The organism is Halomonas sp., from assembly GCF_052095765.1.
GTDB lineage: Bacteria > Pseudomonadota > Gammaproteobacteria > Pseudomonadales > Halomonadaceae > Halomonas.
Genome location: NZ_JBQDJZ010000019.1, coordinates 1 through 16,454, shown reverse-complemented (window position 1 = coordinate 16,454; position 16,454 = coordinate 1). Strand labels below are relative to the sequence as shown.

Here is a 16,454-nt window from a genome sequence, read left to right as displayed (position 1 = left end):
TAAGCATAGCGTGGAGGAAACCGTCGATGTCCCGTTCCGCACTCAGTCAAGGAGCCAGCGCATGGCCAGTCGCCTGAACAACGATTTTCAATTTATTGATGTAGGACGCCAGGACCCGGCCAAGAAGCCGGCGCGCAGCCGCGTTCGGCAGTTTGCCGAAATCTACGAGCCCTATGAGCCCCAGTCGGCAGCGGCTCAGGCCCATCGCTGTCTGCACTGCGGCAATCCGTACTGCGAGTGGAAGTGCCCAGTGCACAACTATATTCCCAGCTGGCTGCAGCTGGTCAGCGAGGGCAGTATTCTCGAGGCCGCCGAGCTTTCGCACCTCACCAACTCCTTGCCTGAGGTGTGCGGACGGGTCTGCCCCCAGGACCGGCTGTGCGAAGGAGACTGCACACTTAATGACGGCTTTGGGGCGGTAACCATCGGCTCGATCGAGAAGTACATCACCGATACCGCCTTTGCCATGGGCTGGCGGCCGGACATGAGCCAGGTGATCAAGACCGGTAAACGGGTAGCTATCGTGGGTGCCGGACCGGCGGGGCTCGGCTGCGCTGACATCCTGGTGCGCAACGGCGTCACGCCGGTGCTGTTCGACAGGCACCCGCAGATCGGCGGGCTGCTGACCTTCGGCATTCCCGAGTTCAAGCTCGAGAAAACTGTGATGGAGCGCCGCCGTGCGGTGTTCAAGGAAATGGGCATGGAGTTTCGTCTCGGCGTGGAGGTTGGGCGCGATATTGCCTTCGAGACGTTGCTTGAGGAGTTTGATGCGGTGTTTCTCGGCATGGGTACCTACACTGCCATGAAGGGCGGCTTCCCCGGTGAGGATTTGCCCGGGGTTCACAAGGCGCTCGACTACTTGATCGCTAACGCTAATCACTGCCTGGGCGTTGAAACTTCGATCGGGGACTATGTGTCGCTCAAGGGGCAGAAGGTGTTGGTGTTGGGTGGCGGTGATACTGCCATGGACTGTAACCGGACCGCGGTTCGACAGGGTGCTTTGAACGTGACCTGTGCCTATCGTCGCGACGAGGTCAACATGCCGGGGTCGCGGCGCGAGGTAAACAATGCCCGGGAAGAGGGCGTCGAGTTTCTGTTCAATCGCCAGCCCGTGGCGGTGGTGGGCGAAGGGCAAGTCGAGGGCGTCAAGGTGGTGCGTACGCGTCTCGGCGCGCCGGACGAAAACGGACGGCAGCGCCCTGAGGTGGTGCCGGGCTCCGATGAGTTTATTCCCGCCGATGCGGTAGTGATTGCCTTCGGTTTCCAGCCGAGCCCGGCGACCTGGTTCGAGGCCTTCGGCATCGACCTGGATGAGCTTGGGCGGGTCAAGGCCCCCGAGCGCGGCGACTTCGCCTTTCAGACCAGCAATGCCAGGGTGTTTGCCGGTGGCGACATGGTGCGCGGTTCGGATCTGGTGGTTACTGCAATCCATGAGGGCCGTCAGGCGGCGGAAGGAATTCTCGACTACCTGGGTGTGTGATCTCTGGTGCATTGAGCCCTCGCTTTTCAACCCAGGCCCGGAGCAGGGTCAGGGGTGTGGCGATCAAAATTGAGCCTAAGGTCGCAGCCTGCTATCCTATCGTCCCATCCTGGCGCGGCTTTCTGCCGGGCCTACCGATCATGTTTCGACAGGTTCTCCATGACACGATATATCTTCGTGACCGGCGGCGTTGTGTCCTCTCTTGGCAAGGGCATTGCATCGGCTTCGCTGGCGGCGATTCTCGAGGCCCGCGGCCTCAAGGTCACCATGCTCAAGCTTGACCCTTACATCAATGTGGACCCGGGCACCATGAGCCCTTTCCAGCACGGCGAGGTGTTCGTCACCGAAGATGGCGCCGAGACGGACCTGGATCTTGGCCACTACGAACGCTTCATTCGCACGCGGATGACCCAGCGCAACAACTTCACCACCGGCCGTGTCTATGAGCATGTGCTGCGCCGAGAGCGGCGCGGTGATTACCTGGGTGGTACTGTGCAGGTGATTCCGCATATTACCGACGAGATAAAGCGTCGAGTGTATGAAGGTGGCGAAGGCTTTGACGTGGCGCTGGTGGAAATCGGTGGCACCGTAGGTGATATCGAATCACTGCCGTTTCTGGAGTCGATCCGTCAGATTCGAAGCGAGCTGGGAGCCAGCCGTGCACTCTTCATGCACCTGACGTTGGTGCCCTATATCAAGACCGCCGGTGAGACCAAGACCAAGCCAACCCAGCACAGTGTCAAGGAGCTGCGCACCATCGGTATTCAGCCCGATATCCTGATCTGTCGCAGCGAGGTGGAGCTGGAAGCCACCGAGCGGCGTAAGATTGCGCTGTTCACCAACGTTGAAGAGCGAGCGGTGGTACCGCTGCGCGACGCCGATACCATCTACCGTATTCCGCTGATGCTTCACGAGCACGGTCTGGACGAAATCGTCTGCGAGAAGATGCGTCTCGAAGCAGAGCCGGCCGACCTGAACGAATGGGTGCATGTGCTGGATGCCAAGCTGAATCCGCTCAAGTCGATCAATATTGCCATGGTTGGCAAGTACATGGAGCTGCTCGACGCCTACAAGTCGCTGAACGAAGCGCTGACTCACGCTGGTATCCAGACGCGTGTGAAGGTTAACGTCGACTATATTGACTCGGAAGATATCGAACATCATGGTACTGGGCGTCTGGCGGACAAAGACGCCATTCTGGTACCCGGCGGTTTTGGCGAGCGCGGCGTGGAAGGCAAGATTGCTGCTGCGCGTTTCGCCCGCGAGAACAACATTCCGTATCTGGGCATCTGCCTTGGCATGCAGGTGGCGGTGATCGAGTTTGCGCGAAACGTTATGGGCTGGGAGGATGCCAGTTCCACCGAGTTCACCCACGGCACTCTGCATCCGGTAGTCGGCCTGATTACCGAGTGGATCAGCCCAGAGGGCAAGATCGAGTTGCGCGATGAGGCCTCGGATCTTGGCGGCACCATGCGTCTGGGCGGGCAGGTATGCCGCCTGACGGCGGGCTCAAAGGCCCGTGAGGCCTATGGCCGTGACGAGATCGTTGAGCGCCACCGCCACCGTTACGAGGTCAACAATCAGTTTGTTGATGAGCTGCAGAAAGCCGGTCTGGTGGTGTCTGGGCGCAGTGCCGACAACTCTCTGGTGGAGATGGTCGAGCTGCCCGATCATCCCTGGTACCTGGCCTGTCAGTTCCATCCTGAGTTTACCTCGACGCCGCGAGATGGCCATCCGCTGTTTACCGGCTTCATCAATGCGGCGCTTGAGCACAAGGCGGTACGCAACCGAGCTCATGCCAGTCCTCAGGAGTAACGACGATGACAGCCGAGCGTATGGTTGAGTTTGCCGGTATCCGGGTGGGCAACCAGCTGCCGCTGGTGCTGTTTGGCGGCATGAATGTGCTCGAGTCCCGTGAGCTGGCGCTTGATGTGGCCCGGCAGTATGTCGAGGTGACTACTCGCCTCGGCATCCCCTATGTGTTCAAGGCCAGTTTTGACAAAGCGAATCGCAGCTCGATGCATTCCTATCGCGGCCCCGGGTTGGACAAGGGGCTGGAGATTCTTGCCGAGATCAAGTCGCGCTTCGGCGTGCCGATCATTACCGATGTGCATGAGCCAGCCCAGGCGGCAGTTGCCGCTGAAGTGGCGGATGTGATCCAGCTGCCGGCCTTTCTGGCGCGCCAGACGGATCTGGTGGTCGCCATGGCGCAGACTGGTGCGGTAATCAATATCAAAAAGCCGCAGTTTCTGGCGCCCCACGAGATGCGCCATATTCTGGGCAAGTTCGAAGAAGCGGGTAACTCGCGCCTGTTGCTGTGTGAGCGCGGCTCGAGCTTTGGCTACAACAACCTGGTTGTCGATATGCTTGGGTTTGGTGACATGAAGCAGACCGGCTATCCGCTGCTGTTTGATGTGACGCACTCCCTGCAGCGTCCCGGTGGTCGCGCTGATAGTGCCGACGGGCGTCGTGAGCAGGTGGCTGAACTTGCCCGCGCAGGTGTGGCGGTGGGTCTGGCCGGGCTCTTCCTGGAAGCTCATCCGGACCCTGACAACGCCAAGTGCGACGGGCCTTGTGCCCTGCCACTGGCTAAGCTTGAGCCGTTTCTGGCTCAGCTCAAGGCCATTGATGCGCTGGTAAAAAGTTTTGCGCCTCTGGAGATTTCCTGAGGGCGGTCTGAGTTTTTGCTTTGCAATTAATAAGGACGATAAAAATGACTAAAATCGTTGATATTCGCGCCCTTGAGGTGCTCGATTCCCGCGGCAATCCGACCATCCAGGCCGAAGTACGGTTGGAAAGTGGTGCCAGCAGTACTGCCTGTGCGCCCAGTGGTGCATCCACGGGTTCCCGCGAAGCGCTGGAGTTGCGCGATGGCGACACGTCGCGTTATTTAGGCAAGGGCGTGCTCAAGGCTGTGGAGGCGGTTAATACTCGAATTCGCGAGCGACTGCTGGGCATGGATGCGCGGGATCAGCGCGGCCTGGATGAGGCCATGTGCGCGCTGGACGGCACTGACAACAAGGAAGTGCTGGGCGCCAACGCGATTCTTGCCGTTTCGCTGGCAGCCGCTCACGCTGCAGCCCAGGCCAAAGGTATGCCACTCTATGCACACATCGCCGAGCTTTACGGTAAGCCGGGTGAGTACCTGATGCCGGTGCCGATGATGAATATCATCAATGGTGGTGAGCATGCCGACAACAACGTGGATATTCAGGAGTTCATGGTTCAGCCGGTGGGCGCGGCGAACTTCAGTGAAGGTCTGCGTATGGGTGCCGAGATTTTCCATGCGCTGAAGAAGGTGCTGTCGGATCGCGGGCTTTCCACCTCGGTAGGTGATGAGGGCGGTTTTGCGCCGAACCTGTCGTCCAGCGCCGAAGCGCTGGCTGTGATCAAGCAGGCGGTGTCTGATGCCGGCTATGCGTTGGATCGTGACGTGACCCTGGCACTGGACTGCGCATCCAGCGAGTTCTACAAGGATGGCCGTTACTCGCTGTCTGGCGAAGGCAAAGAATACGATGCCGCTGGCTTTACCGAGTATCTTGCTGGCCTGTGCGATGAGTATCCGATTGTCTCCATCGAGGACGGTATGGATGAGTCCGATTGGGACGGCTGGAAAATGCTGACCGACAAACTGGGTGACCGGGTGCAGCTGGTGGGTGATGACTTGTTCGTGACCAATACCCGGATTCTCAAGCGTGGTGTCGATGAAGGTATCGGTAACTCGATTCTGATCAAGTTCAACCAGATCGGCTCGCTTTCCGAGACGTTGGAAGCCATCCGCATGGCTCAGGACGCCGGTTTTACGGCGGTCATTTCGCACCGTTCCGGTGAGACCGAGGACACCACCATTGCTGATCTAGCGGTGGGTACATCGGCAGGCCAGATCAAGACCGGCTCGCTATGTCGCAGTGATCGCGTGGCCAAGTACAATCGTTTGCTGGCAATTGAAAGTGAGCTGGGTGACCGCGCAGGCTACCCAGGTCGCAGTGCCATTAAAGGGCAGTAGTGAAAGATAATGCTCCTTGACTCTTGCGCCATGTGTATATTGTTCACTGTTGCTGCCTGTCATGTTGCATCATCTGCTGCAATAATATATGCAGCAGGTAAGACATCATCAGGTCTTCTGCAAGAGTTCTGCAAGAGTAAGAGGTGCGCTCAGTGTGACAGGATGTTGGTTCTGAGCTGGAAGTCACCAGGGAGTCGGGCGAAGGATTCGCTCAAGGGAGTGCAGGACGCAGGCGGCCTTCGGGCCGCTTTTTTTTGCATGAAATAAACCGATAGCTTTGGCTATCGGTTGTGTGGTGACTTGCTGGATCAGCGCTCCAGATACTTCAGCTTGTCAGGCTTGCCGTCCCACTCTTCGGCATCGGGCAGGGGATCTTGCTTTTCGGCTATGTTGGGCCACACTTCGGCAAGCTCGGCGTTGAGCTCAATAAAGACTTCCTGGCCATCCGGCAGCTCGTCTTCTGAGTAGATGGCCTCGGCTGGGCACTCAGGCTCACAAAGTGCACAGTCGATGCACTCGTCGGGGTGTATCACCAGAAAGTTCGGGCCTTCGTAGAAGCAGTCCACGGGGCAGACTTCGACACAGTCGGTATATTTGCACTTGATACAGTTGTCGACGACGACGAATGTCATGTGGCTCTTCCTTGTGGGGTCCGGTATTCGATGGACTTGCCCGGCAGCAGGCAAGCCTAAGTTATGCTTTTATGGAATAAGAATATGATTTTTTATTCCAGTGTTTTGTTCTGGATTTATTTTAGACGCCCGCGTGTTGCCGGGCAAGTGTCTTCAGGCGCCAGAGTGTCGCAGCACGATGATTTTTTCTATAGCTGTTCTTTCCAGTCTTGCAGCCATTCCAGCGCCTGACGCGGCGTCATATCGTCAAGTGGCAGCCCGATCAATCCCTCAATCAGCGGGTGCGGAGCACTGGCGAACATGTCGCTCTGCTGTGGCGTATCAGGTGTCATTCGGCAGCCAATGCCGTGCTGACTCTGGTCGATTTCTAGCTGCTCCAGTTGGTGCAACTTTTCACGGGCTCGGGCAATCACGTCTTTAGGTACGCCAGCTAGCATGGCGACTTGAAGTCCGTAGCTCTGACTTGCAGGGCCATCCTCCACGCGATGCATGAAAACAATGCCATCATTGTGCTCGGCGGCGGTCAGGTGCACGTTGACCACGCCATCCAGCTGCTCGGGCAGTGCGGTCATTTCAAAATAGTGGGTGGCAAATAGAGTGAAGGAACGGCTTCGGGTCAGGTATTCGGCGCTTGCCCAGGCCAGCGACAGGCCATCGAAGGTGCTGGTACCGCGACCGATTTCGTCCATCAGCACCAGGCTTTGCTCGGTGGCGTTGTGCAGGATGTTGGCAGTTTCGGTCATTTCCACCATAAACGTGGAGCGTCCTCCGGCCAGGTCGTCTGATGAACCGATTCGGGTAAAGATGCGGTCTACCGGCCCGATAGTGGCGGCTTCGGCGGGTACGAAACTGCCGGTGTGGGCGAGCAGGGTGATCAGTGCCGCCTGGCGCATGTAAGTCGACTTACCGCCCATGTTGGGTCCGGTGATGATCAGCATGCGGCGCTGGTCGTCCATGATCAGATCGTTAGGCACGAAGGGAGTGTCGCTGACCTGCTCAACCACAGGGTGGCGTCCGCCACGGATATCGATGCCGGGTGTTTCCGACAGCGATGGTGCCACGAACTCCAGCGCCTGGGCGCGCTCGGCCAAGGTCGCCAATACGTCGAGGCTAGCCAAGGCGCGACCGCAGGTCTGCAGGCCCTGAAGCTCGGTGTTCAGGGTGTCGAGCAGGCCGTCATAGAGCAGCTTTTCCCGGGCCAGTGCGCGGGACTTGGCTGACAGTGCCTTGTCTTCGAATTCCTTGAGTTCGGGGATGATAAAGCGCTCGGCATTTTTGAGCGTCTGGCGGCGGATGTAGTCAACCGGCACATCGCCAGAGAAGGCCCTGGAAATTTCAATGTAGTAGCCATGCACGCGGTTGTAGCCCACCTTGAGTGCGCTCAGCCCCGTGCGTTCGCGTTCGCGCTGCTCAAGCTCGATCAGATAGTCCCCAGCGTTTTCGACCAGGCCGCGATACTCGTCGAGCTCGGCATCGAAGCCGTCGGCAATCACGCCGCCGTCACGCAGTACCACCGGTGGATTCTCGATCAGCGCGCGGGCTAGGGTGTCACTGAGCTCGGGCCAGGGCTGAACTCTTGGCCTGAGGTCGTCCAGCAAGGTGCTACCGCCGTGGTCCGTTGCATGGCAATAGTGTGCCAGCGCGTCGTGGAGTGCCGGCAGAATGGCCAGGGCATCACGCAGCCGTGCGAGGTCGCGGGGGCGGGCGCTGTGGAGCGCCACCCGGGAAAGGATGCGCTCCACATCGCCGATACCCTTGAGTAGTTCGCGCAGGTTGGAAAATCCGTCGTGATCAAGCAAGGCGGCAATCGCGGCCTGACGGTTTCTGATGTGAGCCAGGTCCCTCAGTGGCCGGTTCAGCCAGCGCTTGAGGAGTCGTGAGCCCATGGCGGTGCTGGCAGTATCCAGCACACTGGCCAGGGTATTGTCAGCTCCGCCACCGAGGTTGCTGTCGATTTCTAAATTGCGGCGGCTGGCGGTGTCGATTACCACGGCCTCGTCGCGGTTCTCAACGCTCAGCTCGGTCACGTGGGGTAGCCGTGAGCGCTGGGTGTCACGGGCATAGTCGATCAGCACACCGGCGGCGGTCACTGCAGCGCTCAGGTGCGCGCAGCCGAAGCCGCGCAGATCCTGGACGCCAAACTGGTCGCACAGCAGGCGGTTGGCGCTGTCCTGCTCAAACAACCAGTCGCTCTGGCGTTTCAGTCCACGGCGGTCGCGCAGGGCGGCAGGTAGGGTAAAGCTTTCTGCAACCAGCAATTCAGCAGGGTCGAGTCGGGCTAACTCAGAAAGCATCTCGCTTTCATCGCTGAGTTCCAGCACGCTGAAGCGTCCGCTGGACAGCTCCAGCCAGGCCAAGCCATGGCGGTCAGCTGTGGCATGAATGGCTACCAGCAGGTTGTCGCGGCGGGCGTCGAGCAGGGCCTCGTCATGCAGGGTGCCGGGGGTAACAATACGAACGACCTTGCGTTCCACTGGGCCCTTGGAGGTTGCTGGGTTGCCAATCTGCTCGCAGATGGCCACGGACTCACCGGCCTGAACCAAGCGGGCCAGATAGCCTTCGGCGCTATGGTAAGGCACACCGGCCATAGGGATGGGTTGCCCACCGGATTGGCCGCGGCTTGTCAGGGTGATATCAAGCAGGGCAGCTGCACGTTTGGCATCATCGTAAAACAGTTCATAGAAATCGCCCATGCGGTAGAACAGCAGGACCTCGGGGTGGTCGTGCTTGATCTTGAGGTACTGAACCATCATAGGAGTATGTGTCGGCTTGGCAGGAGAGGCCAGGTCGTTCATGGGATATCGCTCGTTGTTCCGGGGCTTAAAGCAGGATTTGGGCCGGGCCTGAAGCCTTGGCTCTGCAGGCAGGCCACTGGCCATGAGAAAGATGATGTCCGCAGCATATCATGTACTGACGGCCGGGCCTGAACCCGTCAACTGAACCGTTACTGATGCATCCTGTCCCATACCCTGTGCCAGAAGTCAGCACAGTGCGGCTTCTGATCGTTACCTCTATGCTTGGACTACACAGGAGCGACAGCCATGGATATTGTACGTTTGGTATTTGCCATTCTTCTGCCGCCGGTGGGTGTATTCCTACAGGTCGGTTTGGGACTGCAGTTCTGGGTCAACATACTGCTGACACTGCTGGGATATATTCCCGGTATTGTTCATGCGGTGTGGATCATCGCCAGGCGCTGATGATTTAGCGCGGCGCCGGGGTGCCACCAGTCAATCGCTATTATCAGCCATTTTGGGAGGTGCTGAGTGCCGCATACCATAGAGTCGTTGTCGCAGCTGGGCGCTGAAGCATTGGCCCAGCAGCTGGGTGAGAAGTGTCTTGCTGCTCGGCGTGAAGTGACTTGCGCGGAGTCCTGTACCGGCGGAGGTGTGGCCAGTGCGATAACAGACATTGCCGGTAGCTCGAGCTGGTTTGACACCGGCTATGTCACCTATTCCAATACTGCCAAAACGCGTCTGCTGGGCGTTTCACCGGCGCTGCTGGAGGCTCATGGCGCGGTTAGTCGAGAGGTTGTGCTGGCCATGGTAGAAGGTGCCTGCCGGGACAGCGGGGCGCATCTGGGGGTTGCTGTCAGCGGGGTGGCTGGTCCGGATGGGGGGAGTGAGGCCAAGCCGGTCGGCACGGTATGGTTTGCTTGGGGCGCTCTGGGGGACTTGAAAGCTGAGTGCTTTCATCTGCTGGGCGATCGGGCGGCGGTGCGTCAGCAGGCGGTAAAGCTGTCGCTGGCGATGCTGCTGACCTGCCTTGATGACTGATCCGGCCTCTCGAGTGAAGTTCTGTTCACGGCACTGAGTTCACAGGACTGGCGCAGGGCATTTTTTTTCGCCATACTACTGTTCAACCATACAGCGTTGGGCTGGCGCTTCTGCCGGTCCAGATCCGCTAAGTTACTGCCGTTTGCGGCGGCTATTCCAGGAGGTCACCATGGCTCAGGATGACAATCGCACCAAGGCGCTGAATGCAGCGCTCTCGCAGATCGACCGCCAGTTCGGCAAGGGCACCGTGATGCGTTTGGGTGACGCGCCGCGGGTGGTCATGCCATCGGTTTCCACCGGCTCGCTGGGGCTGGATATTGCCCTTGGCATTGGTGGTCTGCCCATGGGGCGGGTGGTGGAAATTTTCGGCCCGGAGTCGTCGGGAAAGACAACGCTGACACTGTCGGTGATTGCCCAGGCCCAGAAGCAGGGCAAGGTATGTGCATTTATTGACGCTGAGCATGCGTTGGACCCGAGTTATGCTGAGAAGCTGGGTGTCAATCTGGATGACCTGCTGGTCTCACAGCCTGACACTGGTGAGCAGGCCCTGGAAATCTGCGACATGCTGGTGCGCTCCGGTGGTGTTGATGTGATCATCATCGACTCGGTAGCCGCGCTGACGCCGCGGGCCGAAATTGAAGGCGAAATGGGCGATGCCCACGTTGGCCTGCAGGCGCGCCTGATGTCCCAGGCGCTGCGTAAGATTACCGGCAACATCAAGAATGCCAATTGTCTGGTGGTGTTCATCAACCAGATCCGCATGAAGATTGGCGTCATGTTCGGCAGCCCCGAGACCACCACCGGTGGTAATGCGCTGAAGTTCTATTCCAGTGTGCGCCTGGATATCCGGCGTACCGGCTCGGTCAAGCAAGGCGATGAAGTGACCGGCAACGAAACCCGGGTCAAAGTGGTCAAGAATAAGGTGGCACCGCCGTTCCGCCAGGCTGAGTTCCAGATTCTCTATGGCAAGGGCATCTATCACGCCGGTGAAGTGATCGACCTGGGGGTGCAGTGTGACCTGGTCGGAAAGTCTGGCGCCTGGTACAGCTATAAAGGCAACAAGATCGGTCAGGGCAAGGCCAACTCTGCCCAGTATCTTGAGGATAATCCCAAGATACTGGAAGAAATCGAAGCGGGTATTCGTGCCCAGCTGCTGGCCCAGCCGGATACCAAGCCGGAAAGTGCTGAGCCGGAACAGGCCGAGGCAGCCGATGAACAAAGCAGTGGCGACCTGCTGTAACGCGGTGTGTTGAACGTGTGCTCAGCGACTACGTTACCTCGCGATGATGCCATTCGCTTTCTGGCGCGTCGCGAGTACTCCAGAGCAGAGCTCTGGCAGCGGTTGAGTGCTAAGGGGCACGCTGCTGAAGCGATTGAAGCCTGCCTGGACTCACTGGTCGAGCTGGACCTGCAAAGTGATTCCCGCTTTGCAGAGAGCTTCGTGCGCTCGCGGGTATTGCGCGGCCAAGGACCAAGGCGCATCTGTGCGGATCTTGGCCAGCGCGGCGTCGGCAGGGCGCTGATCAGTGAGGCGCTGCAAGCTGTCGAGGTCGAAGTGGACTGGTTTGAGCTGGCGTCAGAGGTGTTGGCGCGTCGCTTTGCCGATCCGGGAGATACCCTGAAAGACCGTGCGCGTCGCGAGCGCTTTCTGGTCGGGCGCGGCTTTGATTTTGATCAACTGCGTCATGCCATGAGCCATGCCTGGGACGACAGCTGAGCCGGTATACTGGCTGTCGCGTTCGTTGCCATCTCAATCGCCCCCTGTAGTCCGGCCGCGACTGCGTTATAATAGCGCCCTTTGCGAAGCAAGCACTGGGCCATCCTTCTTTCTTTAGCGGGTTAGTCCTTTCGGTTTGCCCGGCATCCTGCAGTGGCGTCAACACTGTATTCAAGGTTGACCGGCTTTCAGTCGCGGGCCCTTCAGCGTTCGCCTGTATTATCGAGTGCTTTCTCCTGTTCTCGGGTGGCCCGGACTGACATCCAGCCCCCATGCCTTTCGCCACGGACATTTCATGAAAAGCGCAGCTATCAGACAAGCCTTTCTGGACTTTTTCGAGCAGCAGGGGCATACCATTGTGCCTTCCAGTTCGCTCGTCCCGGGTAACGACCCTACCTTGCTGTTCACTAATGCCGGGATGGTACCGTTCAAGGATGTCTTCCTGGGGCGCGACCCGCGCAGCTACGTGCGCGCAACGTCATCACAGCGCTGCGTGCGCGCTGGTGGCAAGCACAATGACCTGGACAATGTGGGCTACACCGCGCGTCATCACACCTTTTTCGAGATGCTGGGTAACTTCAGCTTTGGCGATTACTTCAAGCGTGAGGCGATCCAGTTTGCTTGGAAGTTCCTGACCGAAGAACTGGGGCTTCCCAAGGAAAAGCTGTGGGTCACCGTGCACATCAGCGATGATGAGGCCGAGCGTATCTGGAAAGACGAGATGGGCATCGACCCAGAGCGCTTCTCGCGCCTCGATGAAGACAACTTCTGGCAGATGGGCGATACCGGCCCCTGCGGGCCGAGCTCTGAAATCTTCTATGATCATGGCCCTGAGGTCTGGGGCGGCCCACCAGGCAGCCCGGAGGAGGATGGTGACCGCTATATCGAGATCTGGAACCTGGTGTTCATGCAGTTCGATCGCGATGCCCAGGGTAATCTCAACCCCTTGCCCAAGCCGTCGATTGACACGGGCATGGGACTCGAGCGTGTCGCTGCGGTCATGCAGGGTGTGCACTCCAATTACGAGATCGACCTGTTCCAGAACCTGCTAGCGGCGGCGGCCGAAGCCACTGGGCATACCGATACCAGTACACCCTCGTTGCGCGTGATTGCCGATCATATTCGCTCCTGCTCCTTCCTGGTCGTGGACGGCGTCTTGCCGTCCAATGAAGGGCGTGGCTACGTGCTGCGGAGAATCATTCGTCGTGCCATCCGTCACGGCCACAAGCTCGGTGCAACGGGCAGCTTCTTTCATCAGCTGGTGGCATCGCTGGACGCTGAGATGGGCGAGGCCTACCCGGAATTGCGTAGCGCTCGTGACCAGATCGAACGTGTGCTGCTCAAGGAAGAAGAGCAGTTTGCCCGTACCCTGGATAACGGGATGAAGCTGCTTGAGGAGGCGCTGTCTGCGCTCAAGGGCGACATCCTGCCCGGTGAAACCATCTTCAAACTGTATGATACCTATGGTTTTCCGTTTGATCTGACAGCAGACGTGTGTCGTGAGCGCGAGGTGTCACTCGATGAGCTGGGCTTTGAACGCGAGCTTGAAGCGCAGAGGAATCGGGCCCGCGCCGCCAGCCAGTTTGGCGCGGACTATGGCGTTGCTCTTAAGCTCGACGGGGAGACACTGTTTAGCGGTTATGAGCAGCTGGAAGACAGCGCCACAGTGACCGCAATTGCTGACAGCGAGGGCAATGCGCTGGTCAGCCTGGCGCCGGGCCAGCAGGGCGTGGTGGTGCTGGATCGCACGCCGTTTTACGGTGAGTCTGGCGGCCAGGTTGGGGATACCGGTTATCTTGAGACAGCAAACGGACGCTTTGCTGTCGAAGATACGCAGAAACAGGGCGGCCATCACCTGCACCAGGGTCGCCTGCTTGAGGGTGAGCTTAAAGTGGGTGCTGCGGTTACGCCAAAAGTTGATCCGGGCCTGCGGGCAGCCATTGTGCGGAACCACTCAGCGACGCACTTGCTTCACAAGGCGCTCACCATGGTGCTGGGGGATCATGTGCAGCAGAAGGGTTCGCTGGTGACCTCAGAGCGACTGCGCTTTGACTTCAGTCACTTTGAGCCTGTATCTACCGCGCAGCTTGAGGAGATAGAGCGCCTGGTCAATGAGCAGGTATTGGCCAATGCGCAAACGCAGATCGAGTCGATGACACTGGATGAAGCCAAGGCCCGGGGTGCGGCGGCGCTGTTCGAGGCCAAGTACGCCGACAGCGTTCGCGTGCTGACCATTGGTGCCGATGACTTTTCGATAGAGCTGTGCGGCGGTACCCATGTGACACGCAGCGGCGATATCGGCTGCTTTCATATCGTTGCCGAGAGCGGTATTGCCAGTGGCGTGCGTCGTATTGAAGCCATTTCTGGCCAGGCGGCACTGGACCATTTTGGCCTGCAGGAAGCTCGAGTGGCCCGCATCGGCGCGCGGCTCAAGGTCAAACCGGACCAGGTTGAAGAGCGTGTCGAGTCACTGGTGGAGCGCAGTCGTCGCCTTGAAAAGGAGGTCGAGCAGCTCAAGGCCAAACTGGCGAGAGCAGAAGGTAGCGATATGGTCAGTGAGGCTCAGGATGTTCAGGGCATCAAGGTGCTGGCAAAACGGCTTGAGGGTGTCTCGGGTAAAGAGCTGCGCGGCCTGCTGGATCAGCTCAAGAGTCAGCTTGGCTCTGGCATTATAGTATTGGGCGTGGCCGATGAGTCTGCGGGCAAAGTCAGCCTAATTGCTGGGGTAACGGATGACCTGACTGCGCGGGTCAAGGCTGGTGCGCTGGTCAATCATGTGGCGTCCCAGGTAGGCGGAAAGGGCGGGGGGCGTGCTGATATGGCCCAGGCCGGTGGCAGCGACGTGGCCGGGTTGGCTGACGCACTGGGTAGCGTACCTGGCTGGGTAGAAAGCCAGCTGTAGCACTGATTACAGGAGCTTGTGTCGACTGGGTCGGTTTTCCCCGGCCCTAGTGAATGCAGCTTACGCGAATTTTATTTTCACTCATGGGTACCGAAAGGACCCGCTGCACGAGGGAAAAACAGGTTATGGCACTATTCGTACAGAAATACGGCGGCTCTTCGGTAGGCTCGGTCGAGCGTATCAAGGCCGTCGCAGAGAGAGTCAAAGACTTTCGTGACGCTGGTCATCAGGTTGTGGTGGTGCTGTCAGCCATGAGCGGCGAGACCAACCGGCTGATTGCGCTGGCTAACGAAATCAACGATGCCCCCACACCCCGTGAGATGGACATGCTGGTGTCGACTGGCGAGCAGGTCACCATATCGCTGCTGGCCATGGCGCTGCATAAGTTGGGAGTGCCGGCCACGTCTTACACCGGCTCCCAGGTTGGAATCCTGACAGACAGTTCGCACACGAAGGCGCGTATCCAGCGAATCGAAACTGATGAAATGCGAGAAGACCTCGATGGTGGCAAGGTGGTCGTGGTGGCGGGTTTCCAGGGGGTCGATACTGACGGCAACATCACCACGCTGGGGCGGGGCGGGTCAGATACCACGGGTGTCGCCCTGGCAGCTGCCCTCAAGGCCGATGAGTGTCAGATCTATACTGATGTAGATGGTGTTTACACCACCGACCCGCGGGTCTGCTCCAAGGCGCAGCGCCTGGAGACAGTCACCGTGGAAGAAATGTTGGAGCTGGCAAGCCTTGGCTCCAAAGTGTTGCAGATTCGTGCCGTCGAATTCGCCGGCAAGTACAACGTTGCGCTGCGTGTGCTGTCCAGTTTTGAGGACGGCCCCGGCACCCTGATCGTTGCAGACTCCGACAAACACGAGGATTCCATGGAAGAACCGCTGATCTCCGGTATCGCCTTCACCGCCAATGAGGCCAAGCTGACCCTGCTCAATACTCCTGATGTGCCGGGTGTGGCGTCGCGGATTCTTGGCCCGATTGCCGATGCCAATATAGAAATCGACATGATCGTGCAGAACGTGGCCCCGGCCGGCAACTACACCGACTTCACCTTCACCGTGGGTAAGGGTGATTATCGTCAGACCTTGAAGATCCTGGAGGAGCAGGTGCTGCCGGACCTCGGTGAGGGTGAGGTCAAGGGCGATGAAAATATCGCCAAGGTTTCGCTGGTGGGTGTGGGGATGCGCTCTCATGCTGGCGTGGCGTCCAAGATGTTTCGTGTGTTGTCTGAAGAGAACATCAACATCCGCATGGTTTCTACGTCTGAAATCAAGATCTCCGTTGTCATCGATGAAAAGCAGATGGAGCTCGCGGTGCGTGCGTTGCACACCGCTTTCGGGCTCGATAAAGCCGAGGTTGAGCACGAGTAGGGGCGGTGCTGTTTTTTACACATCACGGGGCGCCATGGGCTGAACTGGCGAATAAAATGCCTGTAAATTGTGCTGCAAGGCTTCCAATTGCTGCGCTTTTCGGGTGTCATGGTTGCCCTGTTATTGTAAAAAATGATGAACTGGGCGTTTCGTTGTCATGAAATGTCGTAAACGAGTTTTGCGCTAGCCGTCTGAAAAGGAGATCAGTCATGCTCATCCTAACCCGCCGTATCGGCGAGACATTGATGATTGGAGATGAAGTCGCCGTGACTGTGCTTGGGATCAAGGGAAACCAGGTGCGGATTGGCGTCAATGCTCCCAAGCATGTGGCCGTCCACCGTGAAGAGATCTATGAGCGGATCAAGCGTGAAAGGTCCGAAGATGAAGGTGGAGAGTAGCGTAAACGTCAGGCAGGTCGAGGCTAGCGCAGTGGGACAGCATCAGGGATATAAAAATTGCTGCTCAGGCTGGACATAGCCCTTACGTATCGGTAGGATACGCACCGTGTCGAAGGAGAGGTGGCCGAGTGGCTGAAGGCGCTCCCCTGCTAAGGGAGTATAGGGTT

The 16,454-nt window shown here is 58.7% G+C and carries 13 protein-coding genes; 11 read left to right on the top strand and 2 right to left on the bottom strand.

Annotation, left to right across the window (positions count from 1 at the left end):
• The first annotated feature begins 61 nt into the window (after positions 1–61).
• The 4 genes from ACTH3D_RS04270 to eno all read left to right on the top strand — a co-directional run bounded on the left by ACTH3D_RS04270 (position 62) and on the right by eno (position 5,486).
• Positions 62–1,480 (top strand): FAD-dependent oxidoreductase, encoded by a 1,419-nt coding sequence (locus tag ACTH3D_RS04270; RefSeq protein ID WP_441665601.1) that lies wholly within the window; start codon positions 62–64, stop codon positions 1,478–1,480.
• Positions 1,481–1,639: 159 nt separating this feature from the next.
• The gene (locus ACTH3D_RS04265) at positions 1,640–3,295 is read left to right on the top strand and encodes a CTP synthase (protein WP_441665599.1); all 1,656 of its coding nucleotides are present in this window, start codon (positions 1,640–1,642) and stop codon (positions 3,293–3,295) included.
• 5 nt (positions 3,296–3,300) lie between these two features.
• A complete protein-coding gene (gene kdsA / locus ACTH3D_RS04260; protein ID WP_441665597.1) occupies positions 3,301–4,149 on the top strand; it encodes a 3-deoxy-8-phosphooctulonate synthase in 849 nt (282 codons plus the stop codon).
• A 44-nt stretch (positions 4,150–4,193) separates the two neighbouring features.
• Complete coding sequence (gene eno / locus ACTH3D_RS04255; RefSeq protein WP_441665595.1) at positions 4,194–5,486, top strand: phosphopyruvate hydratase; 1,293 nt, start codon at positions 4,194–4,196, stop codon at positions 5,484–5,486.
• Positions 5,487–5,794: 308 nt separating this feature from the next.
• On the opposite strand, the gene fdxA is transcribed toward eno, so the two are convergent.
• Complete coding sequence (gene fdxA / locus ACTH3D_RS04250) at positions 5,795–6,118, bottom strand: ferredoxin FdxA (RefSeq protein ID WP_441665593.1); 324 nt, start codon at positions 6,116–6,118, stop codon at positions 5,795–5,797.
• Between the two features lie 188 nt (positions 6,119–6,306).
• Positions 6,307–8,913, bottom strand: coding sequence for a DNA mismatch repair protein MutS (mutS, locus tag ACTH3D_RS04245; protein ID WP_441665591.1), 2,607 nt, complete (start codon positions 8,911–8,913; stop codon positions 6,307–6,309).
• Between the two features lie 246 nt (positions 8,914–9,159).
• Here mutS and ACTH3D_RS04240 point away from each other — a divergent pair, with 246 nt between their 5' ends.
• The 7 genes from ACTH3D_RS04240 (at position 9,160) to csrA (ending at position 16,287) form a co-directional block, all read left to right on the top strand.
• Positions 9,160–9,318 (top strand): YqaE/Pmp3 family membrane protein, encoded by a 159-nt coding sequence (locus ACTH3D_RS04240; RefSeq protein WP_441665589.1) that lies wholly within the window; start codon positions 9,160–9,162, stop codon positions 9,316–9,318.
• 66 nt (positions 9,319–9,384) lie between these two features.
• On the top strand, positions 9,385–9,894 hold the full coding sequence (locus tag ACTH3D_RS04235) for a CinA family protein (RefSeq protein ID WP_441665587.1): 510 nt from the start codon (positions 9,385–9,387) through the stop codon (positions 9,892–9,894).
• A 169-nt stretch (positions 9,895–10,063) separates the two neighbouring features.
• Positions 10,064–11,134 carry a recombinase RecA gene (gene recA, locus ACTH3D_RS04230; protein ID WP_441665585.1) on the top strand — a complete coding sequence of 357 codons (1,071 nt, stop codon included), beginning with the start codon at positions 10,064–10,066 and terminating at the stop codon, positions 11,132–11,134.
• Positions 11,135–11,143: 9 nt separating this feature from the next.
• Entirely contained in the window at positions 11,144–11,611 is a 468-nt protein-coding gene (locus ACTH3D_RS04225; RefSeq protein WP_441665583.1) for a regulatory protein RecX, read from the top strand.
• Between the two features lie 295 nt (positions 11,612–11,906).
• On the top strand, positions 11,907–14,513 hold the full coding sequence (gene alaS, locus ACTH3D_RS04220) for an alanine--tRNA ligase (RefSeq protein ID WP_441665581.1): 2,607 nt from the start codon (positions 11,907–11,909) through the stop codon (positions 14,511–14,513).
• Positions 14,514–14,638: 125 nt separating this feature from the next.
• Entirely contained in the window at positions 14,639–15,889 is a 1,251-nt protein-coding gene (locus tag ACTH3D_RS04215) for an aspartate kinase (protein WP_441665579.1), read from the top strand.
• 209 nt (positions 15,890–16,098) lie between these two features.
• Entirely contained in the window at positions 16,099–16,287 is a 189-nt protein-coding gene (csrA, locus tag ACTH3D_RS04210) for a carbon storage regulator CsrA (protein WP_441665577.1), read from the top strand.
• Positions 16,288–16,454 lie beyond the last annotated feature (167 nt).